The organism is Salmonella sp. SAL04214 (assembly GCF_046550615.1).
GTDB classification, from domain to species: Bacteria; Pseudomonadota; Gammaproteobacteria; order Enterobacterales; family Enterobacteriaceae; genus Salmonella; species Salmonella enterica.
The window spans coordinates 323,962-344,713 of record NZ_JBGDXT010000004.1 but is presented as its reverse complement, the minus strand read 5'-3'; the positions used below and the strand labels follow the sequence as shown (position 1 = coordinate 344,713).

Genomic DNA, 20,752 nt, shown 5'->3' with positions numbered 1-20,752 from the left:
CATCCTTCTCCTTTAGCGAATATTCAGTAACGCATCAAACAGCGCATTCGCGGTCTGCAATACTTGCGCATTCGCCAGATAATACTGCTGATAACGCTGCAAATTGCCGTACTCTTCGTCGAGGTTAACGCCGGAAACCGACTGTTGCTGTTTATAAAGCTGTTTAACCACATTCGCTTGCGTGGTGCTGCTGGTTTTCAGCGTTGACGTTTTGTTACCCACATCGCTGACCAACGTGGCGTAAGCATCGTTAAAGGTTTTGTTGCCGCCCACTACATTGCTGTTTTGTAAGTCCAGCAATGCCTGACCATTGCGGTTATCGCTGTCGCCGGTATCCACATCAGGATCGAGTTTTGACTCAGACGCCATCGCAATCTCGGCTTCATTTGTCACTTTAACGTTCATGTCGACGATAGCATTGCTGACCGGCTTGAGAAGAAAACTGTCGTTTTTCTGTGCGCCGGTCCCTACCGTCACTTTCAAACCGTCAATCTCCAGTTTTCCGTCAGCATCTTTTGTCGCCGTGAAGGTGGTGTTATCCGCAGTGCGAGTAACCTGCCAGTCTGTACCGTCAAAAACAATCTTATAATCCGTTGCCTGAACCTTCGTGCTGTCGACCACCTTAGCGGTTAGCGATACCGTTTTATCGGCATTATTACTGTTGCTATATACCACCGGCGAGCCAATGCTAAAGAAGTCTTTCCCTTTATTGCCGTCGGCGTCATAACCTTTGGTATGCTGCGCGTTAAACGCATCGGCAAACGCCAACGCCAACTGGCCCAGCGTATTACGAGTCTGATCCAGATCCTGAGAACGGAACGTCAGTAATCCACCGAGCGAACCGGTGTTCAGCAACTTTTCCGGAATTTCGATGTTACCGGCGGCCTCATCGACATAAGCGACAGTCGTTCGCGTCGGGTCGGCGCTGGAGGGAACCGCCGCCAACTGACGCGCCGTCGACCCCTGCACCAGCGTATAGCCATTGGCCATCGTCAGGTTATAGGTGCCGCCGTCCTGTACACTCACCTCGACGCCAACGATCTTGTTAAGCTCGCTGACCAACTGATCACGCTGATCGAGCAGGTCGTTCGGCGATGCGCCCGCGCCTACGCCCGTCATACGGGAGATTTGATCGTTCAGGTTAGCTATCTGCTTCGCGTAATTGTTGATTTGCGCCACGCTGGAGCCAATCGCGATATTGACCTGTTTATCCTGATCGCGCAGATACTGATCGGTGGTTTTGAACTGGTTTACCAGCCCTTCCGCTTTACCAATCAGCGCCTGACGCGCCGCAGGATCTTCCGCATTACTGACTAACGTTTGCAGGCTGGTAAAAAAACTCTGCAGCGAGCCAGACAGTGAGCTGGATTTATCGGCCAGCAGGTTGTCGATTTTCGACATTTGTTCATAGCGCGTGGTCAAGCCGCTGCTCTGGTTTTGCGCGCCGCGTAGCTGATTAGTGATAAACGCATCATATTCGCGCTGTACGCCTGAAACGTAAACGCCATTACCTATCCAGCCGCCAGCCCCTAACGTACTGTTTGCCTGCGCCAGAATAGTTGTCTGCCGGGTATAACCCGCAACGTTATAATTGTTGATGTTATTACTGACCGTATTTAACGCGGCCTGCGCGGCGTTAAGTCCGCTCATGGCGTGATTAATCAAGCTGGACATGATGGTTCCTTTTAATCCTTCAATACTCGTTGTTATCGGCAGCGACTACGTGGACTTGAGCAATTTAAAAGAGATTGTCGAGATTCGCGCTGTAGGTTTTGCTGACCTTTTCACTCATCGCTTTCAACTGCTGAATCATGCTGGTCAATTTACGCGCGTAATTCGGGTCAGTGGCGTATCCGGCGTTTTGCAGAGCCACTGCGCCCTGCTCTGCCGTGGCGGCAGTGGTCACGGCAGCGTAGCGTGGGTTACGCGTTAACAGCGCGACATAATCCGATAACGCCTCCAGATACGAGCTATAGACGCGGAATTTCGCTTTCACTTTTTTCGCTTCGCCATTTTCGTATTCAGTGGTGGTGATTTCCGTCACCGGCCCTTTCCAACTGGCGGTCGCTTTCACGCCAAATACGTTATAGCTGGGTTCGCCATTCTCCCGCAGGATTTGCCGCTGCCCCCAGCCGGACTCCAGCGCCGCCTGCGCCAGAATCAGATGATGCGGCACCCCGCTTTGTTCGCTGGCCAGTCTCGCCGGGAGCGAAAGCCGGGCCAGAAAGTCTTTACTGTCGCCGGAGAGCGGCGCATCGCTGCTGTCCGGCGTTTTCGGTATCGCTTTGCGCACCAGTTGGGTCAGCGCCTGATTTTGATAGCTGTTTACCGTCTCCAGGGAGAATTTAAGCGGTACTTGCGGCGCATCATCTGCAGGCATCGTCTGCCCGCCCGTCATCTGTTTAACCATCATATCCGCCAGCCCCAGTCCCTTACCGGCGGTCATCTGCTGGGCGATCTGCTGGTCATACATGCTGGTATACAGACGCGTCTGATCGCTGCTGAATAAACCATCTTTGGGTAAAGCCTCGCGCATACTTTTCAGCATCATCTGCACAAACATCCCTTCCACCTGACGGGCCACAGGACGGATATTCGCCGCCGGGTCCTGGCCCGCTTTCGCTTTCAGTTCGTTCAGAGATTGCGCATCCCAGGCCGCGCTGGCCAGCAATTTACCGTCTCCGATCATCAGATGATTTCCAGTTTGGCGCGTAGACAGCCCGCGCTCTGCATGGACTGCAAAATCGACATCAGGTCCATCGGCGTCGCGCCAAGCGCATTCAGCGCACGCACTACGCTGTTCAGATTGGCGCTGGAACGCACGCTCTGTAGCGATCCGCCGCTCTGACGCAAATCTATTTGAGTTTGTGGCGTCACCACGGTCTGCCCGCCGCCAAATGGCGTATTCGGCTGGTTGACGTTGAGCTGGCGATTGACTGTCACTGACAAATTGCCCTGCGCCACAGCGCAGCTATCCAGCGTGACTTCCCGATTCATGACCACCGAACCGGTACGCGAGTTGATCACGACTTTTGCATCCTGCGGCGTCACGTTGACTTCCATATTTTGAATGTCCGCCAGAAAACGCACCTGCGAGCTGTTGCCGCTGGGCACGCGTACCTGTACCGTTCGCGCATCAAGCGCAGTGGCGCTGCCGTAACCGCGGGCGCGGTTAATGGCGTCGGTAATTTGCTGCGCCATCGTAAAATCTTCGTCGTTCAATTGCAGATTAATGGTGTTGCCAGCGCCGAACTGAGTCGGCAACTCGCGTTCGATAATCGCGCCGTTAGTGATGCGCCCGCCATTAAGCTGGTTAACCTGCACGCTACTGCCGCCTGCGGAAGCGCCCGCGCCGCCGACCAGAATATTGCCCTGCGCCAGAGCATACACCTGGCTGTCCACCCCTTTTAACGGCGTCATTAATAACGTCCCGCCACGCAGACTTTTAGCGTTCCCCATTGAGGAAACGACGACATCGATCGTTTGTCCCTGTCGCGCAAAAGGCGGATACGACGCCGTCACCATCACCGCCGCCACGTTTTTCAACTGCATGTTGGTGCCGGTGGGGACCGTAATCCCCAGTTGTGACAGCATGTTATTCAGCGTCTGGGTGGTAAATGGCGTCTGGGTCGTCTGGTCGCCCGTACCGTCCAGCCCGACCACCAGCCCGTAGCCGATCAGCGAGTTTTCCCGTACTCCCTGGACACTGGTCAGATCCCGGATACGCTCGGCGTGCGCCAGAGTGGCAACCAGTGCCAGAACGATTCCTGCAAGAGCTTTAAACACATACACCTCGCTTACATCGGCGACAAATTAAGGAAGAAACGTTGCAGCCAGCCCATATTTTGCGCTTCGTTAATATAGCCGTTCCCGACATATTCAATCCGCGCATCCGCCACCTGTGTCGAGGGAACAGAGTTGCTGCCGCTGATGGTGCGTGGATTTACCACGCCGGAGAAGCGGATGAATTCCGTTCCCTGATTAATCGCGATCTGTTTTTCCCCCACGACGTGTAAATTGCCATTGGCCAGAACCTGATCGACGGTCACGGTCAGCGTGCCGCTAAAGGTATTGCTGGCATTCGCGCCGCCTTTGCCGTTAAAAGAGTTGCCGCCGGAGGCCTCCATATCCGCGCGGGAATTACCGAATAATCCCTGCAGATAACGCGGTACCGTATCAAAACCAAAACTGGTTTTGCCGTCGCGACTGGCATTTGCCGACGAGCTTTTACTGGCGCTGACGTTTTCCTGTAACACAATCGTGAGCGTATCGCCGATATTACGCGGTCGACGATCTTCAAAAAGCGGCTGATAGCCATAATTAATCGGCTGCGCAGACTGAAATATGGAGCCATTCGCCACCGGTACCGGGCCAGGTATCGGCTGCGCCGTGGTCGCCCCCTGCACGAGCGGTTTAGCGGGTATCCAGGCGCATCCTGTCAGCGTCGCGACCATCAGGGCCATAACTGGGTAAGCGTGAAGCGCGTATTTTTGCATTACCTTCATCTTCAAAATCAGGGAGCCGGTGGCGTATCCCCACCGGCGGCCCCTTAGAGTTGCGTCAGTTTCTGCAGCATCTGATCGGTCGTCGATACTGCTTTACTGTTAATTTCATAGGCGCGTTGAACCTGAATCATGTTCACCAGCTCTTCCGCCACGTTAACGTTCGACGTTTCGACATACCCTTGATACAACAACCCCGCGCCGTTGAGCCCCGGCGTGCTTTCGTTCGGCGCGCCGGACGATTGCGTTTCGATATAGAGGTTCTCGCCAATGCTTTCCAGCCCGGTGTCGTTCATAAAGGTGGTCAGGTTAAGCTGCCCGACCTGAACCGGCGCGGCCTGCCCCTGCTGGGTAACGCTGACCACGCCGTCGCGGCCAATCGTGATGCTTAACGCGTTGGCCGGAATAGTGATTGCCGGCTGCACCTGAAAACCGCCCGCCGTCACCAGTTGACCATTCTGATCCACCTGGAAAGAGCCGTCGCGGGTATAGGCAGACGTACCGTCCGGCAGCATGACCTGGAAAAAGCCCTGCCCTTTAATCGCCACATCTTTACTGTTGTTGGTCTGCGACAGGTTCCCCTGACTGTGCAGGCGCTCCGTGGCGACCGGACGCACGCCGGTACCGATTTGCAGCCCGGAAGGCAGCGTCGTCTGCTCGGACGACTGCGCGCCCGGCTGGCGGATGGTCTGATACAACAGATCTTCAAATACCGCGCGCTGACGCTTAAAACCATTGGTGCTGACGTTTGCCAGGTTATTGGCAATCACATCCATATTGGTTTGCTGCGCGTCCAGACCGGTTTTGGCGATCCATAATGAACTGATCATAAAATGTCCTGTATTAACTCATCGATAGCAGTTGGTTAGCTCGCCCTTCGTTCTCATCTACGCTGGTGATAACCTTCATCTGCATTTCAAAACGACGTGCGTTGGCGATCATGTCGGTCATCGCTTCAACCGGCTTGACGTTACTGCCCTCCAGCACGCCCGACATAATGCGAATTGACGGGTCGGCGGCCAGTACCGCCCCGCGTTCAGCCTGTGCCTCGGCGGTAAGGCGGAATAAACCGTCATCGCTCCGCTGCACCTCATTGCCTTCCGCTTTGACCAGCTTCAGTCGCCCAACGGGCGCCACCGTGTTTGGCGGGTCGCCGGGATTGAGCGCGGAGATCGTGCCGTCTGCCGCAATGGTGATTTCCGACCCTTCAGGAACGGTGATCGGGCCGCCTTCGCCGATAACCGGATGTCCCTGAATGGTTAACTGCCCGGTCGGGCCCACCTGGATATTCCCGTTACGGGTATATCCTTCAGCGCCATCCGCCGCTTGCACCACCAGCCAGCCGTCCTGCTGCAACGCAACATCCAGCGGGCGGGAAGTGTAGTCCAACTGACCCGGGGTCATATCCGCCCCGGGCGTCGACGCCGTAACCAGCGTGCGCGTTGCTAAAGAGAGGCCATCAACAGGCACCGCGCGTAACGCGTTAAGCTGTGCGCGAAAGCCCGGCGTCGAGGCATTAGCCAGGTTGCTGGCCGTTACCGCCTGCTGGTTAAGCGTCTGGCTGGCCGCCCCCATAGCGGTATAAATTGCGTGATCCATTAAGCTATCCCGTCAGGCGCTTAGCGCAGGTTAACCAGCGTATTGAGGATCTGGTCCTGGGTTTTGATGGTCTGCGCATTCGACTGGTAGTTACGCTGCGCGACGATCATATTCACCAGCTCTTTACTCAAATCCACGTTAGAGGCTTCCAGCGCGCCGTTCGTCAGCTTACCGAAGTTGCCGGAACCGGCAGTCCCCAGCAGCGCTACCCCAGAAGCCTGCGTTGCCGCCCAGACGTTATCGCCCTGAGATGCCAGACCTTCGTTGTTGGCGAAGTTAGCCAGCACTATCTGCCCCAGCACCTGCTCCTGCTCGTTGGAGTAGTTGCCAACTACGGTGCCGTCGTTGTTAATCTGGTAGCTCACCAGGTCGCCAGGCTTATAGCCGTTCTGATTGGTGGCGACGATGTTGTTAGCCCCGGTGTTCTGCTGCATGGAGTTAAGGAAGCTGAGGGAGAAGTTCGCAGGCGTGGCGCCATTAATCTCACCGGTGGTGATCCTAACCGTACCACCAGATTGCAGTATTCCGCTTTTATCGAACTCCAGCGTTGTAGATGGCGTCGTTGGCGCAGTGGCTGCAGGATCGCTACTGTCATGGGTGTACACGGCCCATTCATTATCTTTGGTAGAGCTTTTAACGAAATAGACGTTCATGTCATGGGCATTACCCTGGCTGTCATAAACGGTGACGGTGCCTTTTTTGTTATACGAGTCCGCATCACTCACGCTAAAGGGCGTTTTAGACGGCGCAGGGTCCGTTGAGTTCAGATTCACCTGCATTGACGCGGTGGTGGTCGATTTCGCCGCCATCAGCGTGTTCGGAATGGTGATCGGTGCAGGATTCGCCCCCTGCTGAATGGTCGGCGGCGTACCGGTGGCCGGATAGCCGGTCAACTGCATCCCCTGCATATTGACCAGGTTACGGTTCTCGTCCAGTTTGAACTGGCCGTTGCGGCTATAGAACACGGAACCGTTGCTGTCTACCAGGCGGAAAAAACCGTTCTGGCTAATCGCGACATCCAGCCCGCGCCCGGTGTTCGTTGTCGTACCGTCGGTAAAATCCTGGGTAATCCCCGCCACTTTTACGCCCAGCCCCACTTTGGAACCGGCGAACATATCGGCAAATGATGCCGTACCGGACTTAAAGCCATAGGTGGCGGAGTTGGCGATGTTATTACCGATAACATCAAGGTTGGTGGCCGCAGCGTTCAGGCCGCTAACCGCTTGAGAAAAAGACATGACTGACTCCTGATAAGTGTAAGGGCTTAGATTATTTGCCGAACTTCGTCGAGTGTGGTGGTGCCGTAGGTACCCAGATCCAACAGGTTGCCGTTACTGCCCTTCGTCACGCCCTGTACCAGAGCGAATTGCAGCGGCTGCGCCACCAGTTGCGTCCCGCCATTGCTGGCGGTAATCGCAATGTTGTAAGAACCATTCGGTACCGTTGTTCCGTCCGTTTGCTTACCATCCCAGGTAAAGGTGTGTACCCCGGCTCGCAACTCACCGATCTCCAGCGTCCGTACCACCCGGCCATCTTTATCGGTAATGGTTGCCGTCACTTTGTCCGCAGGCTGTTGCAATTCCACGCCAAACGGCGTCGTGGACGTCACGGCCCCTTCTTCCGCGCCTTTACCCGCCAGAATTGTGGTGCCAGGTACCATAACGCCATGTCCAATCAGCGTGGTCGCCTGTAGGGACTGACTATTATCGATTTGCCCGGAAATAGCCCCCAGCGTCGTATTCAGTTTTTCAATGCCGCTCACGGTACTGATTTGCGCCAACTGCGTCGTTAACTCATTATTTTGTAATGGGTTAGTCGGGTCCTGGTTCTTCAATTGCGCGACCAGTAAGGTCAGGAAACTGCTTTGCAGATCGGCAGCGTTGCTTCCGGTCATCGACCCGCTGCCGGTCGTCGTTTTGACGCCCGTGTTGGTCGGGTCATTCATATTTACGGCAATAGACATACGCGCCTCCTTTACTGGCCTAATGTCAGCGTTTTAAGCATCATGCTTTTTACGGTATTCAGGACTTCGATATTTGCCTGATAGCTGCGCGAGGCTGACATCGTGTTAACCATTTCGCCGACCACATCGACGTTGGGCATTTTGACGTAACCATTAGCGTCCGCCAGCGGATTGCCTGGCTCATAAACCAGCTTTTCCGGTGCCTGACTTTCAATCACGCTGGCGACCTTTACCCCGCCAGTGGCTTGACCCGGCGCGGCATCCACCTGAAAAACCACTTGTTTGGCGCGATAAGGCTGTCCGTCCGGGCCGGTGACGCTATCCGCATTCGCCAGGTTACTGGCCGCAACGTTCAACCGCTTGGACTGTGCGGCAAGCGCCGATCCGGCAATATCAAAAATGTTTAACAGCGCCACGAATTAATTTCCTCCCTGTAGCACATTCATCATGCCTTTGAGTTGGCTACCCAGAACGGTAAGCCCCATCTGATATTTGAGACTGTTATCCGCAAACTGCGTACGTTCCCTGTCCATATCTACGGTGTTGCCATCCAAAGAAGGCTGATCGGGTACGCGGTAAAGCAGATCCACTGCGGGAGAAGAGACCGCCTGGGCGGGAATATGGTGAGAGGAAGTCAACGTTAACGCGACGCCGCCGGTTTCTTCCCGTCCACGCACCATCACCTTTTTTAACTCACTGGCAAAATCAATATCGCGCGCCTGATACCCCGGCGTATCGGCATTGGCGATATTCGCCGCTAATATTTCCTGACGTTGCGCGCGCAGATTTAGCGCTTCCTGCTGAAATCGTAAGGCGGCATCGAGCCTGTCGAGCATATCTCCTCCGCAAATGGCAAAATTCAGCCGACAGCTTAAATGCCTTCACGCGCGCGTTATCGCCGGAATAAACGCAAAATGCGTCGCTATTTATTGCGTTGATGCTTGCTTCACACGGGTAGAATCCTGTCATGACATCAACCAGGGGGAAGTACCATGCAAACGTTAAAACGAGGATTCGCCGTGGCGGCTTTGCTGTTCAGCCCCCTGACAATGGCGCAGGACATCAACGCCCAGCTGACCACGTGGTTTTCCCAGCGTCTGGCTGGCTTCAGCGACGAGGTGGTAGTCACGCTCCGTTCACCGCCCAATCTGCTGCCGAGCTGCGAGCAGCCAGCCTTCAGCATGACGGGCAGCGCGAAGCTGTGGGGCAACGTCAATGTGGTGGCGCGCTGCGCCAATGAAAAACGTTATTTGCAGGTGAATGTGCAAGCGACCGGCAATTATGTCGCCGTTGCCGCGCCCGTCGCGCGCGGCGGAAAATTGACGCTGGCCAACGTCACGTTAAAACGTGGCAGGCTGGATCAGTTACCGCCGCGAACGGTACTGGATATCCGTCAGATTCAGGATGCCGTCAGTTTGCGCGATCTCGCTCCCGGGCAGCCGGTACAGCTTACGATGATACGTCAGGCCTGGCGCGTCAAAGCGGGTCAACGAGTACAGGTCATCGCCAATGGCGAGGGGTTTAGCGTCAATGCGGAAGGTCAGGCGATGAATAATGCCGCCGTCGCGCAAAATGCGCGCGTGCGCATGACATCGGGTCAAATCGTGAGTGGAACCGTCGATTCTGATGGGAATATTCTTATTAACCTATAATTGTGTAAAGATTTTGTCGCGGCTGCCGATGAGATATTCAACCATGATGGTAGCTGGCCGCTACAACGTAACCCTCGATGAGGATAAATAAATGAGCATTGACCGTACCTCACCTTTGAAACCCGTTAGCACTGTCCAGACGCGCGAAACCAGCGACACGCCGGTACAAAAAACGCGTCAGGAAAAAACGTCCGCCGCGACGAGCGCCAGCGTAACGTTAAGCGACGCGCAAGCGAAGCTCATGCAGCCAGGCGTCAGCGACATTAATATGGAACGCGTCGAAGCATTAAAAACGGCTATCCGTAACGGTGAGTTAAAAATGGATACGGGAAAAATAGCAGACTCGCTCATTCGCGAGGCGCAGAGCTACTTACAGAGTAAATAAGCGTATGACTCGTTTGTCAGAAATACTTGACCAGATGACCACCGTCCTGAATGACCTGAAGACGGTGATGGACGCCGAGCAACAACAGCTTTCCGTAGGCCAGATTAACGGCAGCCAGCTACAGCGTATTACAGAAGAAAAAAGCTCGTTGCTGGCGACGCTGGATTATCTGGAACAACAGCGCCGTCTGGAGCAGAACGCGCAGCGTAGCGCAAACGATGACATTGCAGAGCGCTGGCAGGCGATTACCGAAAAAACGCAGCATCTTCGCGACCTCAACCAGCACAACGGCTGGCTGCTGGAAGGGCAAATCGAGCGTAATCAACAGGCGCTGGAGGTGCTGAAACCTCACCAGGAGCCGACCTTGTACGGGGCTGACGGTCAGACTTCCGTCTCTCACCGCGGCGGTAAAAAAATTTCTATCTAATCATTGCCGGATGGCGACGTTGCGCCTTTCCGGCCTGAATGCCTTGTAGGCCTGATAGCACAGCGCTATCAGGCACTGAATTTACGCCGTCCGGCGAACAAACTCTTTCACTTTAAAGCCCAGCACGGCAAGCGCGGCGAAATAGGCCGCGATACCCGCGATCACTACCGCCATCAAACGTAGCAAACGCCATAACATCGACCCTTGCGACCACTCCGGCATAATATGCAACACGCCGAACAATACGGCAGCCATCACCAGTACGGAAATGATCAGACGCATCAGGAACCACATCCAACCCGGTTGTGGCGTAAAGATATTCTGTTTGCGCAGTTGCCAGTACAGCAGCGACGCATTGAGACATGCCGCCAGACCAATAGAGAGCGACAGCCCGGCGTGTTTCAGCGGTCCAATAAACGCCAGGTTCATTAACTGCGTCATGATTAACGTCACTATGGCGATTTTCACCGGCGTTTTAATATCCTGGCGAGAATAGAAGCCCGGGGCCAACACTTTTACGACGATCAAGCCAATCAGCCCCACCGAATAGGCGATTAACGCCCGCTGCGTCATCGCCGCATCAAAGGCGGTGAATTTACCATACTGAAACAGCGAGACCGTCAGCGGCTTCGCCAGAATGCCTAACGCTACCGCGCTCGGCAACGCCAGTAAAAAGCACAAACGCAGCCCCCAGTCCATCAGGCGGCAGTACTCATCATGATTGCCGCTGGCAAAACTTTTCGACAATGACGGCAACAGGATGGTCCCCAACGCCACGCCCAGCACGCCGGACGGGAACTCCATCAACCGATCGGCATAGTACATCCATGAGACCGAGCCGGAGGCCAGAAACGAGGCGAAAATGGTATTGATGATAAGGGAGATCTGACTGACGGAAACGCCCAAAATCGCCGGCCCCATCTGTTTGACCACCCGCATCGCCCCGGTGTCGCGAAAGTTAATGCGCGGCAGCACCAGCATACCGATCTTTTTCAAATACGGAAGTTGATACACCAGTTGCAGCACGCCGCCGACGGTGACTGCCCAGGCTAACGCCAGCACCGGCGGATTAAAGTATGGCGCGGCGAATAATGCAAAACCGATCATGCTGATATTAAGAAATGTCGGCGCAAAAGCGGGAATAGAGAAGCGATTCCAGGTGTTGAGAATGGCGCCAACCAGTGAAGCCAGCGAGATCAGCAGAATATAGGGAAACGTAATCCGCAGCAGTTGCGTCGTCAGCGCGAATTTATCCGCAGTATCGGCAAAACCCGGCGCGGTTACCATAATCACCCACGGGGCGGCCAGCATACCGGCCACCGTCACGACGGCCAATGCCAGCGTCAACAGGCCGGAAACGTAAGCGACAAAGATCCGCGTCGCTTCTTCACCCTGCTTGCTCTTATATTCCGCCAGGATAGGCACAAAGGCCTGAGAAAAAGCGCCTTCGGCAAAGATCCGGCGTAGTAGATTGGGGAGTTTAAACGCCACAAAAAAGGCGTCGGTCGCCATCCCTGCGCCAAAAATTCTGGCGACAATCGCATCACGGGCAAAGCCCAACACGCGTGAAAACATAGTCATCGAGCTGACGGCAGCCAGCGATTTCAATAAATTCATTTCTTTTGTATTCCAGACCCTGGCGTAAAACTCCTGCATGGCTGATCCATCGACCGGATAACGCAACTTCTGCCGTATCCGGCTGTATCACCGCGCCTGACGGCGACGTTAAAACGTCTTATCAGGCCTTACAGACTCCCCACGGTTTGCCATTATTCACTGTGAAAAGAGGTATTATGTAGAGTGGGCATATATACCCGCCATACTTCGAGCTGCATGTGCGTTAGCTTTTCTGCAACTCGAATTATTGAGGGTATAGTACCTGGATTACGATGAATTACTACCGCCAGATGTTACAGAGGGTTATTCGCTGATGGCGTCCCGCCACAGTGCCTCCACGACGCGCTGGGCCAAAATCGCCTGCTCCCCCGCCGTTTCCGGAACCGTCTGATTTTGTACGCAGTCAATGAAATGCCGCGCGCATCCGACAAAACCACGCTGTTCAAGCGTCGTTTGCCAACCCGGAATGGGTTTGATGAGAATACCCTGCCCGCGCTCTTCGCGCCATTCACGCATATCCGTCACGTCATACAGCCCGCCGTCGGTGACGGCCTGGACCGATTCACGCTGACTTCCGGCGCGCCGGTGCATACTGGTGGTAATTTGTAGTTTGTCGGCGGAAAAATGATGTTCCGCATAGCACATTTCGCCGGACTCGCTGGTGAGCAACGTGCCGCTGGCAAGGCGCGCCTCGCCGCCCGCCAGCCACAGAGCGGTATCCACGACATGCAGATAGTCATCGAGCAAAGTAAAACGTAAGTCGTGCGGCCCGATGCTATCGGTACGATGTTTATCCATACGCAGTGACGCCGCAGTGCCGAGGCGCGTCTTCAGCTCGCGGTACAGCGGCGCGAAACGGCGATTAAAGCCAACCATCAGCGTCAATTTTTTTTGCGCCGCCAGCGCCACCAGCCGTTCGGCATCACGTAGATTTTCCGCCAGCGGTTTATCCACGCAGACATGGACGCCGGCATTGAGAAGTTCGCTGACCACGGCATAATGGCTTGCGGTACTGGAGTGGACAAAGACCGCATCGCAGCCGGACGCTAAATTCGCCAGCGAATCCACATACGGTATGCGCCAGCTTTCGCAAATACGTAAGGCTTTATCCCGCGAAGGAGACCAGGCGCCCTGTAACGTCCATCCGGCGGTGTTGGTTAATACCGGCAGCCAGGCCTTCTGCGCAATACCGCCTAACCCGACAATGCCAATCCGTAATGTTCTCACATTACTCTCCCAGGTGAGCTAACAAAGAATCCAGCCGCTGCTTTAACTCCGCCACTTCGCTTTCCAGCGCTTCGACGCGCGACTGAAGATCGCCCGACGCACTTTCCGGCGCAGACGTCTGGAGAGACAGTTCATCGACGTCGCCGCAAAAAAGATGCATATAACGGCTTTCGCGCTTACCCGGTTCACGCGCCAGACGGACGACATACGGGCCGTCCTCACGACTGGCAAGCCGTTCCAGCGTGGATTCAACTTCCGCCATATCGCTGAATTCATGCATCCGCGACGCCCGACTACGCAACTCGCCGGGCGTTTGCGCGCCGCGCAGCAGCAGCGTAGTGACGAGCGCCACTTCCGCCGCGCTAAGTTTCAGATCGCCAAATTCGGAATTACAGAAACGCTGTTCATATTTGGTGACGCGGTTGCCAAACCCGCTGACCGTACGCAAAAAGTGGCGTTTCACCAGGTTATCGAGCTGTTCTTGTACCTCTTGTTCCGTCAGGTTCATCACCGGTTCACGGTTGGTTTTCTGATTACAGGCTGTCACCACCCCGTTGACGGAAAGCGGATACTGTTCCGGCGTTGTCACCTGCTTTTCCAGCAGACAGCCAATCACTCGCGCTTCAGTGGCGGTTAATTCATATTTCATCGTTTTCTCCCTTTGCCTCTCATTCCGTAAGCCGCTCAACGCCCCGGCGTCCATAACGGCGTGGTTAACGCCGTCAGGACATGGTCGCGCCATTGTCCATCAATCAACAGGTAATCTTTCGCATAGCCTTCTTTCTCAAAGCCAAGCCGCGCCAGCAACGCGCCGCTACGTTTGTTGTGCGGCATATAGTTCGCCATGATGCGGTGGATATGCTGAGTGCGCTGCATATAGCGAATCGCAGCGGTTAAGGCTTCAAACATCAGCCCCTGCCCCTGCCACTTCTGCGCAATGGAATAGCCCAGATAACAGGCATGAAAAGAACCGCGCACCACATTGGAAAAATTCGCCACGCCGATAATTTCTTTTTCTTCCTGATCAAGTAGCGCGAAATAGAAGGCGGAGCCCTGTTTGTGAAATTCACCGATCATTCCCAGACGCGCTTGCCATCCTGAAGGATAACAATGACTTTCATCACGGACCGGTTCCCAGGGTTTTAAAAAATGACGATTTTCCGCGTAATAATCGGCCAGACGCCAGGCATCACGCTCATGCACTAAACGTACCACCAGACGATCGGTGGTTAAGCGCACTTTTGGCACGTTACTACGATAGCCAAACATTCTATACCTACTCCTTCCTGTAACGTCTTCAGCACGCCAGTAACATTACTATACCTGCGCAACCAGGCTCTGTGAAAAGCGCAAATCGTCATTTTTTGAATTGCTGCCACATTTTGATGAAAACTCTCGATTAAAAAGGACTTTTGATAAAAAAATATTGTCCCGCTAACGGTAGGAAAAAACGAAACGCCGCCGCAGAATAGAAGACGCTCATCTTTTATTTCCCGGGAGGGGAAATGTCGCGCGTCTCGCAGGCGAGGAACCTGGGTAAATATTTTCTTCTCATCGATAACATGTTGGTGGTGCTGGGTTTTTTCGTCGTCTTCCCGCTCATCTCTATTCGCTTTGTCGATCAAATGGGGTGGGCTGCCGTAATGGTAGGGATCGCGCTCGGTCTGCGCCAGTTTATTCAACAAGGTCTGGGCATTTTTGGCGGCGCCATCGCCGATCGCTTTGGCGCGAAACCGATGATTGTCACCGGTATGCTGATGCGCGCCGCAGGCTTTGCCACCATGGGTATCGCGCATGACCCCTGGCTCTTGTGGTTTTCCTGCTTTCTTTCCGGTCTCGGCGGTACGCTTTTTGACCCGCCGCGTTCAGCGCTGGTGGTCAAATTAATTCGTCCGGAGCAACGGGGCCGCTTCTTCTCTCTGTTGATGATGCAGGACAGCGCGGGCGCGGTGATTGGCGCGCTGCTGGGAAGCTGGTTGCTACAATACGATTTTCGCCTGGTCTGCGCGACGGGCGCTATTTTGTTCATATTATGCGCCCTTTTCAACGCATGGCTGCTTCCGGCCTGGAAGCTATCAACGGTCAGAACGCCGGTGCGTGAAGGAATGCGCCGCGTCATGAGCGATAAAAGGTTTGTCACCTACGTGCTGACGCTGGCGGGCTACTATATGCTGGCGGTACAGGTCATGTTAATGCTGCCGATTATGGTAAACGATATCGCCGGTTCGCCTGCTGCCGTGAAATGGATGTACGCTATTGAGGCGTGTCTCTCGCTGACGTTGCTCTACCCGATTGCCCGCTGGAGCGAAAAGCGTTTTCGGCTGGAGCATCGGCTGATGGCCGGTTTGCTCGTCATGTCGCTGAGCATGCTCCCCATCGGGATGGTGGGCAATTTACAGCAGCTTTTTACGCTTATTTGCGCTTTCTACATCGGCTCGGTTATCGCCGAACCGGCGCGCGAAACGCTCAGCGCGTCGCTCGCGGACGCGAGGGCGCGGGGAAGCTATATGGGCTTTAGCCGTCTGGGATTAGCCATTGGCGGCGCGATTGGTTATATCGGCGGCGGCTGGTTGTTTGATATGGGTAAAGCGCTTGCGCAGCCTGAACTACCGTGGATGATGCTCGGTATTATCGGCTTCATCACCTTTTTGGCTTTAGGCTGGCAATTTAGTCATAAGCGCACGCCGCGCCGGATGCTGGAACCCGGCGCCTGATTTGATACCTGTCGCTATCTCCTCCATACTGGTCAGATACCGACAGTCAAATGGAGGAGAAACGTGAAGCTTTATATTTACGATCATTGCCCTTTCTGCGTTAAAGCCCGCATGATTTTCGGCCTGAAGAACATCCCCGTTGAACTTAACGTGTTACAAAATGACGACGAGGCGACGCCCACCCGGATGATTGGTCAAAAGATGGTGCCCATCCTGCAAAAAGATGATAGTCGCTACCTTCCTGAAAGTATGGATATTGTACATTATGTCGACAACCTCGACGGCAAACCGCTGTTAACCGGGAAACGCAATCCAGCCATTGAAGAGTGGTTGCGCAAAGTTAACGGTTACGTTAATCAGCTACTGCTGCCGCGATTTGCAAAATCCGCTTTCGATGAATTTTCTACCCCTGCGGCGCGCCAGTATTTTATCCGCAAAAAAGAAGCCTCATCTGGCAGTTTTGACAACCATCTTGCGCACTCTGCCGGACTGATTAAAAAGATCGGCGATGATTTACGTTTGCTGGATAAACTCATCGTACAGCCTAACGCCGTTAACGGTGAATTATCGGAAGATGATATTCATCTGTTTCCGCTTCTGCGTAATCTGACGCTGGTCGCCGGTATCCACTGGCCGACAAAAGTCGCGGACTATCGCGATAATATGGCGAAGCAGACGCAAATTAATTTACTCTCCTCAATGGCTATCTAACTCCCGCCAGGCGGCAACCCTTTCTTGCCGCCTTTTTCAGCTTTTTCTAGTGGCGCCATGTCCGCTGGCGCGACATGCTGCTTTGTGTCAAGATTAGGGCACAGGCAACATGCTAAGGAACGCCATGAAAAAGTTTTTTTTTGCCGCTGCGCTGGTAGTTAGCGGCCTGTTAGTGGGTTGTAATCAACTTACGCAATACACCATTAGCGAACAAGAAATCAATCAAGCGCTTGAAAAACGGAATAATTTCTCAAAAGATATTGGTCTGCCCGGCATTGCCGACGCGCATATCGTATTGACTAACCTTGCCAGCCAGATTGGTCGGGAAGAGCCTAATAAAGTCACCCTTACTGGCGATGCCAGGCTGGATATGAATTCCCTGTTTGGCAGTCAAAAAGCGACGATGAAACTCAAGCTAAAAGCCCTGCCGGTCTTTGATAAAGAAAAAGGCGCCATCTATCTTCAGGAGATGGAAGTAGTAGACGCCACCGTGACGCCGGAGAAAATGCAATCGGTGCTACAAACGCTCCTGCCCTATTTAAATCAGTCTTTACGTAGCTACTTTAACCAGCGGCCCGCTTACGTGTTGCGTGAGGACAGCAGTAAAGGCGAAGCGTTAGCGAAGAAACTCGCGAAAGGCATTGAAGTTAAACCTGGTGAAATCGTTATTCCTTTCACCAATTGATATCGGAGGGCGCGCTCGCGCCCTTTTTTTACGTGCAAACGAAAACGTTTCCGCTTATCCTTTGTTTCCGGCAAAAAGACTATTCCTCAGCCGGAGCTTATTAATGACTGCACCATCCCAGGTTTTAAAGATCCGCCGCCCGGACGACTGGCACGTTCACCTTCGCGATGGCGACATGTTAAAAACGGTCGTACCCTATACCAGCGAAATTTATGGTCGCGCTATCGTGATGCCGAACCTGGCGTCCCCCATCACGACCGTTGATGCAGCGATCGCCTACCGCCAGCGTATTCTCGATGCGGTGCCCGCCGGGCATGATTTCACGCCGTTAATGACCTGCTATTTAACGGATTCGCTCGATGCCGATGAACTGGAGCGTGGTTTCCATGAAGGCGTGTTTACTGCGGCTAAGCTTTACCCGGCCAATGCCACCACTAACTCCAGTCATGGCGTAACGTCAGTCGACGCTATCATGCCGGTACTGGAGCGGATGGAAAAACTCGGAATGCCATTGCTGGTCCACGGTGAGGTGACCCATGCGGAGGTTGATATCTTCGATCGCGAAGCGCGTTTTATCGACACCGTAATGGAACCGCTACGCCAGCGTCTGACCGCGCTTAAAGTGGTCTTTGAGCACATCACGACCAAAGATGCCGCGCAGTATGTACGTGATGGCAACGACTACCTGGCGGCTACCATTACGCCTCAACATTTAATGTTTAACCGTAATGATATGCTGGTCGGCGGCATTCGTCCTCACCTGTACTGTCTGCCGATTCTGAAACGCAATATTCACCAACAGGCGTTACGCGAACTGGTTGCCAGTGGTTTTACGCGCGCCTTCCTGGGGACGGATTCAGCGCCGCATTCACGTCATCGTAAAGAGACCTGTTGCGGCTGCGCCGGTTGTTTCAACGCCCCCTCCGCCCTTGGCAGTTATGCCGCCGTGTTTGAGGAAATGAACGCGCTGGCGCACTTTGAAGCGTTCTGTTCACTGAATGGCCCGCAATTCTATGGCCTGCCGGTGAATACGGGGTGGGTGGAACTGGTTCGCGATGAACAACAGGTACCGGAAAATATCGCGCTGGCTGATGATTCGCTGGTGCCTTTTTTAGCGGGTGAAACAGTACGCTGGTCAGTAAAAAAATAAAAAATGCGCTTACCTGTTGCTATATATTGGATTTAACTGTATATATATCCAGTATATTAAACAGGGGGCCATTATGCGTATTGAAGTCACTATAGCCAAAACGTCACCTCTGCCTGCCGGTGCGATTGATGCGCTGGCGGGCGAACTCTCCCGCCGTATTAGCCATCATTTTCCTGAGAATTTGGGTAACGTCACCGTGCGTTACGCTACCGCCAACAACTTGTCCGTCATTGGCGCATCAAAAGAGGACAAAGAACGCATTAGCGAGATTCTCCAGGAGACCTGGGAGAGCGCTGATGACTGGTTCATCAATGAATAAAAAATGATATGCAGTGATGTATGTTTGCCGGGTCGCCCCGGCTTTTTTATTTGCGCAACTGATGAATATTTCGCCTGACCGTCAAAATAATTGCACAACATCCTAAAAAAATATGAATAAACTGCCGCTTTATTGTTCATATAATTCTTAAAAAGAGAAATTTATCCTCCGGTCTCTTTAAAAACGCAGTGAATAGCCTTATTAATTGGTATACTGAAGTTGCTTCAGAAGAAAAACACGCATTGAACCTCGAGAACCGTTGTCTTATAACACGTACCAGGGGGGCATGATGGAAAAGAATAATGAAGTCATTCAGACCCATCCGCTTGTAGGATGGGACATCAGCACCGTCGATAGCTATGATGCGCTGATGCTGCGTTTACACTACCAGACCCCAAATCGTCCGGAACCGGAAGGGACTGAAGTTGGTCAAACGCTCTGGTTAACGACAGATGTAGCCAGGCAATTTATTTCAATATTAGAAGCCGGCATCGCCAAAATAGAATCAGGTGATTACCAGGAAAACGAGTATCGTCGCCATTAGCGTGACGCGCTCCCCCTCTCTCAGGCACCGTAAGGTGCCTCACTTATTTCTGGCTTGTATATCTCAGCGCAGTTATTTACCCTGAAATCATCGCGATAGCAGAGAGAAGCTGATGAAATACGACCTTATTATTATCGGCAGCGGTTCGGTTGGCGCCGCCGCTGGTTATTACGCCACCCGCGCCGGGCTAAAGGTCCTGATGACCGATGCGCATATGCCGCCTCATCAACAGGGCAGCCACCACGGCGATACCCGACTTATCCGCCACGCTTATGGTGAAGGCGAAAAATATGTCCCGCTGGTGCTTCGCGCCCAGACGCTTTGGGATGAACTCTCCACACACAATGAAGAGCCTATTTTTGTCCGCTCCGGCGTCGTTAACCTCGGCCCGGCCGATTCCGCTTTCTTAGCCAACGTCGCACGAAGCGCGCAACAGTGGCAATTGAACGTCGAGCGCCTGGACGCGACGGCCCTCATGACGCGCTGGCCGGAAATTCGCGTGCCCGAAAATTATATCGGGCTGTTTGAAGCTGACTCCGGTTTCCTGCGCAGCGAATTAGCCATTACCACATGGCTTCGTCTGGCCCGAGAAGCAGGCTGCGCACAGCTATTTAACAGCCCGGTAAGCCATATTCACCATGATGATAACGGTGTGACGATAGAGACGAGTGAAGGCTGCTACCACGCCAGCAAGGCGCTGATTAGCGCGGGCACCTGGGTCAAAACGCTGGTACCGGAGCTGCCCGTTCAGCCCGTACGTAAAGTTTTTGCCTGGTTTAAGGCGGATGGACGTTACAGCACTAAAAACCGCTTTCCGGCCTTTACCGGCGAAATGCCCAATGGCGATCAATATTACGGCTTCCCGGCGGAGAACGACGAGTTAAAAATCGGCAAACACAATGGCGGACAGCGAATACAGGCTCAGGAAGAGCGCAAGCCCTTTGCCGCCGTTGCCAGCGATGGCGCGGAAGCATTTCCTTTCCTGCGTAACGTACTGCCGGGTATCGGCGGTTGTTTACATGGGGCGGCATGTACCTATGATAATTCGCCGGACGAGGATTTTATTATCGATACGCTGCCTGGCCATGAGAACACGCTTGTCATCACTGGACTCAGCGGACATGGTTTTAAATTCGCCCCGGTGTTAGGAGAAATCGCTACGGATTTTACGTTAGGAAAAACGCCCTCCTTTGATCTGACGCCGTTCCGGCTTTCCCGTTTTAGCCAATAATTTGTCGGCCCCGTAAAGGGGCTGTT

The 20,752-nt window shown here is 53.9% G+C and carries 24 protein-coding genes; 10 read left to right on the top strand and 14 right to left on the bottom strand.

What is annotated here, in order from left to right; translation table 11 throughout:
• Positions 1-12: 12 nt before the first annotated feature.
• The 10 genes from flgK to flgB form a co-directional block, all read right to left on the bottom strand.
• The gene (gene flgK, locus ACLJQD_RS09840) at positions 13-1,674 is read right to left on the bottom strand and encodes a flagellar hook-associated protein FlgK (RefSeq protein WP_000096425.1); all 1,662 of its coding nucleotides are present in this window, start codon (positions 1,672-1,674) and stop codon (positions 13-15) included.
• Positions 1,675-1,738: 64 nt separating this feature from the next.
• Complete coding sequence (flgJ, locus tag ACLJQD_RS09835; protein WP_000578685.1) at positions 1,739-2,689, bottom strand: flagellar assembly peptidoglycan hydrolase FlgJ; 951 nt, start codon at positions 2,687-2,689, stop codon at positions 1,739-1,741.
• Positions 2,689-3,786 (bottom strand): flagellar basal body P-ring protein FlgI, encoded by a 1,098-nt coding sequence (locus tag ACLJQD_RS09830; RefSeq protein WP_001518955.1) that lies wholly within the window; start codon positions 3,784-3,786, stop codon positions 2,689-2,691. The genes flgJ and ACLJQD_RS09830 overlap by 1 nt, the downstream gene beginning before the upstream one ends.
• Before the next feature lie 11 nt (positions 3,787-3,797).
• Positions 3,798-4,496: a flagellar basal body L-ring protein FlgH gene (flgH, locus tag ACLJQD_RS09825; protein WP_001174897.1), complete on the bottom strand. Its 699-nt coding sequence runs from the start codon at positions 4,494-4,496 to the stop codon at positions 3,798-3,800.
• Positions 4,497-4,549: 53 nt separating this feature from the next.
• Positions 4,550-5,332 (bottom strand): flagellar basal-body rod protein FlgG, encoded by a 783-nt coding sequence (gene flgG / locus ACLJQD_RS09820; protein ID WP_000625851.1) that lies wholly within the window; start codon positions 5,330-5,332, stop codon positions 4,550-4,552.
• A gap of 13 nt (positions 5,333-5,345) precedes the next feature.
• Positions 5,346-6,101, bottom strand: a complete 756-nt coding sequence (locus tag ACLJQD_RS09815) for a flagellar basal body rod protein FlgF (RefSeq protein WP_000349278.1) — start codon at positions 6,099-6,101, stop codon at positions 5,346-5,348.
• Between the two features lie 20 nt (positions 6,102-6,121).
• A complete protein-coding gene (gene flgE / locus ACLJQD_RS09810) occupies positions 6,122-7,339 on the bottom strand; it encodes a flagellar hook protein FlgE (RefSeq protein WP_017440965.1) in 1,218 nt (405 codons plus the stop codon).
• A 26-nt stretch (positions 7,340-7,365) separates the two neighbouring features.
• Entirely contained in the window at positions 7,366-8,064 is a 699-nt protein-coding gene (flgD, locus tag ACLJQD_RS09805; protein ID WP_000020450.1) for a flagellar hook assembly protein FlgD, read from the bottom strand.
• An 11-nt stretch (positions 8,065-8,075) separates the two neighbouring features.
• Positions 8,076-8,480, bottom strand: a complete 405-nt coding sequence (flgC, locus tag ACLJQD_RS09800) for a flagellar basal body rod protein FlgC (protein ID WP_001196448.1) — start codon at positions 8,478-8,480, stop codon at positions 8,076-8,078.
• A gap of 3 nt (positions 8,481-8,483) precedes the next feature.
• On the bottom strand, positions 8,484-8,900 hold the full coding sequence (flgB, locus tag ACLJQD_RS09795; RefSeq protein ID WP_000887043.1) for a flagellar basal body rod protein FlgB: 417 nt from the start codon (positions 8,898-8,900) through the stop codon (positions 8,484-8,486).
• A gap of 156 nt (positions 8,901-9,056) precedes the next feature.
• Between flgB and flgA the strand changes: the two genes are divergently transcribed.
• The 3 genes from flgA to flgN all read left to right on the top strand — a co-directional run bounded on the left by flgA (position 9,057) and on the right by flgN (position 10,528).
• On the top strand, positions 9,057-9,716 hold the full coding sequence (gene flgA / locus ACLJQD_RS09790) for a flagellar basal body P-ring formation chaperone FlgA (RefSeq protein WP_017440964.1): 660 nt from the start codon (positions 9,057-9,059) through the stop codon (positions 9,714-9,716).
• A 91-nt stretch (positions 9,717-9,807) separates the two neighbouring features.
• Positions 9,808-10,101, top strand: a complete 294-nt coding sequence (gene flgM / locus ACLJQD_RS09785; RefSeq protein ID WP_000020893.1) for a flagellar biosynthesis anti-sigma factor FlgM — start codon at positions 9,808-9,810, stop codon at positions 10,099-10,101.
• Between the two features lie 4 nt (positions 10,102-10,105).
• A complete protein-coding gene (gene flgN / locus ACLJQD_RS09780; protein ID WP_000197547.1) occupies positions 10,106-10,528 on the top strand; it encodes a flagella biosynthesis chaperone FlgN in 423 nt (140 codons plus the stop codon).
• A gap of 81 nt (positions 10,529-10,609) precedes the next feature.
• Here flgN and murJ read toward each other — a convergent pair whose 3' ends face one another.
• The 4 genes from murJ to rimJ all read right to left on the bottom strand — a co-directional run bounded on the left by murJ (position 10,610) and on the right by rimJ (position 14,641).
• Positions 10,610-12,145: a murein biosynthesis integral membrane protein MurJ gene (gene murJ / locus ACLJQD_RS09775; protein ID WP_001537775.1), complete on the bottom strand. Its 1,536-nt coding sequence runs from the start codon at positions 12,143-12,145 to the stop codon at positions 10,610-10,612.
• Between the two features lie 303 nt (positions 12,146-12,448).
• Positions 12,449-13,372: a Gfo/Idh/MocA family protein gene (locus ACLJQD_RS09770; RefSeq protein ID WP_001259725.1), complete on the bottom strand. Its 924-nt coding sequence runs from the start codon at positions 13,370-13,372 to the stop codon at positions 12,449-12,451.
• 1 nt (position 13,373) lies between these two features.
• Positions 13,374-14,021, bottom strand: a complete 648-nt coding sequence (locus tag ACLJQD_RS09765) for a YceH family protein (RefSeq protein ID WP_000873047.1) — start codon at positions 14,019-14,021, stop codon at positions 13,374-13,376.
• 35 nt (positions 14,022-14,056) lie between these two features.
• Positions 14,057-14,641, bottom strand: coding sequence for a ribosomal protein S5-alanine N-acetyltransferase (rimJ, locus tag ACLJQD_RS09760; protein ID WP_017440963.1), 585 nt, complete (start codon positions 14,639-14,641; stop codon positions 14,057-14,059).
• 236 nt (positions 14,642-14,877) lie between these two features.
• On the opposite strand from rimJ, the gene mdtH reads away from it, so the two are divergent.
• The 7 genes from mdtH (at position 14,878) to solA (ending at position 20,726) form a co-directional block, all read left to right on the top strand.
• A complete protein-coding gene (mdtH, locus tag ACLJQD_RS09755) occupies positions 14,878-16,086 on the top strand; it encodes a multidrug efflux MFS transporter MdtH (RefSeq protein WP_017440962.1) in 1,209 nt (402 codons plus the stop codon).
• Between the two features lie 63 nt (positions 16,087-16,149).
• Entirely contained in the window at positions 16,150-16,797 is a 648-nt protein-coding gene (gene grxB, locus ACLJQD_RS09750) for a glutaredoxin 2 (protein ID WP_000780893.1), read from the top strand.
• 124 nt (positions 16,798-16,921) lie between these two features.
• Positions 16,922-17,482, top strand: coding sequence for a lipoprotein (locus ACLJQD_RS09745; RefSeq protein ID WP_000713054.1), 561 nt, complete (start codon positions 16,922-16,924; stop codon positions 17,480-17,482).
• Between the two features lie 103 nt (positions 17,483-17,585).
• Positions 17,586-18,632, top strand: a complete 1,047-nt coding sequence (gene pyrC, locus ACLJQD_RS09740) for a dihydroorotase (RefSeq protein WP_017440961.1) — start codon at positions 17,586-17,588, stop codon at positions 18,630-18,632.
• 73 nt (positions 18,633-18,705) lie between these two features.
• Entirely contained in the window at positions 18,706-18,951 is a 246-nt protein-coding gene (gene dinI / locus ACLJQD_RS09735) for a DNA damage-inducible protein I (protein WP_001217763.1), read from the top strand.
• Positions 18,952-19,240: 289 nt separating this feature from the next.
• Positions 19,241-19,495 carry a biofilm formation regulator BssS gene (gene bssS / locus ACLJQD_RS09730; RefSeq protein ID WP_000414441.1) on the top strand — a complete coding sequence of 85 codons (255 nt, stop codon included), beginning with the start codon at positions 19,241-19,243 and terminating at the stop codon, positions 19,493-19,495.
• Positions 19,496-19,607: 112 nt separating this feature from the next.
• On the top strand, positions 19,608-20,726 hold the full coding sequence (gene solA / locus ACLJQD_RS09725; RefSeq protein ID WP_017440960.1) for an N-methyl-L-tryptophan oxidase: 1,119 nt from the start codon (positions 19,608-19,610) through the stop codon (positions 20,724-20,726).
• The last annotated feature ends 26 nt before the right edge of the window (positions 20,727-20,752 follow it).

Excerpts from the sequence above, each read along its gene's own strand:
- ACLJQD_RS09745 (WP_000713054.1), top strand. The coding sequence starts at position 16,922 with ATGAAAAAGTTTTTTTTTGCCGCTGCGCTGGTAGTTAGCGGCCTGTTA.
- flgE (WP_017440965.1), bottom strand. The coding sequence starts at position 7,339 with ATGTCTTTTTCTCAAGCGGTTAGCGGCCTGAACGCTGCGGCCACCAAC.
- flgD (WP_000020450.1), bottom strand. The coding sequence starts at position 8,064 with ATGTCTATTGCCGTAAATATGAATGACCCGACCAACACGGGCGTCAAA.
- pyrC (WP_017440961.1), top strand. The coding sequence starts at position 17,586 with ATGACTGCACCATCCCAGGTTTTAAAGATCCGCCGCCCGGACGACTGG.
- murJ (WP_001537775.1), bottom strand. The coding sequence starts at position 12,145 with ATGAATTTATTGAAATCGCTGGCTGCCGTCAGCTCGATGACTATGTTT.
- ACLJQD_RS09815 (WP_000349278.1), bottom strand. The coding sequence starts at position 6,101 with ATGGATCACGCAATTTATACCGCTATGGGGGCGGCCAGCCAGACGCTT.
- flgB (WP_000887043.1), bottom strand. The coding sequence starts at position 8,900 with ATGCTCGACAGGCTCGATGCCGCCTTACGATTTCAGCAGGAAGCGCTA.
- dinI (WP_001217763.1), top strand. The coding sequence starts at position 18,706 with ATGCGTATTGAAGTCACTATAGCCAAAACGTCACCTCTGCCTGCCGGT.
- solA (WP_017440960.1), top strand. The coding sequence starts at position 19,608 with ATGAAATACGACCTTATTATTATCGGCAGCGGTTCGGTTGGCGCCGCC.
- flgN (WP_000197547.1), top strand. The coding sequence starts at position 10,106 with ATGACTCGTTTGTCAGAAATACTTGACCAGATGACCACCGTCCTGAAT.
- flgG (WP_000625851.1), bottom strand. The coding sequence starts at position 5,332 with ATGATCAGTTCATTATGGATCGCCAAAACCGGTCTGGACGCGCAGCAA.
- flgA (WP_017440964.1), top strand. The coding sequence starts at position 9,057 with ATGCAAACGTTAAAACGAGGATTCGCCGTGGCGGCTTTGCTGTTCAGC.
- flgH (WP_001174897.1), bottom strand. The coding sequence starts at position 4,496 with ATGCAAAAATACGCGCTTCACGCTTACCCAGTTATGGCCCTGATGGTC.
- bssS (WP_000414441.1), top strand. The coding sequence starts at position 19,241 with ATGGAAAAGAATAATGAAGTCATTCAGACCCATCCGCTTGTAGGATGG.
- rimJ (WP_017440963.1), bottom strand. The coding sequence starts at position 14,641 with ATGTTTGGCTATCGTAGTAACGTGCCAAAAGTGCGCTTAACCACCGAT.
- mdtH (WP_017440962.1), top strand. The coding sequence starts at position 14,878 with ATGTCGCGCGTCTCGCAGGCGAGGAACCTGGGTAAATATTTTCTTCTC.
- flgJ (WP_000578685.1), bottom strand. The coding sequence starts at position 2,689 with ATGATCGGAGACGGTAAATTGCTGGCCAGCGCGGCCTGGGATGCGCAA.
- flgM (WP_000020893.1), top strand. The coding sequence starts at position 9,808 with ATGAGCATTGACCGTACCTCACCTTTGAAACCCGTTAGCACTGTCCAG.
- flgK (WP_000096425.1), bottom strand. The coding sequence starts at position 1,674 with ATGTCCAGCTTGATTAATCACGCCATGAGCGGACTTAACGCCGCGCAG.
- ACLJQD_RS09765 (WP_000873047.1), bottom strand. The coding sequence starts at position 14,021 with ATGAAATATGAATTAACCGCCACTGAAGCGCGAGTGATTGGCTGTCTG.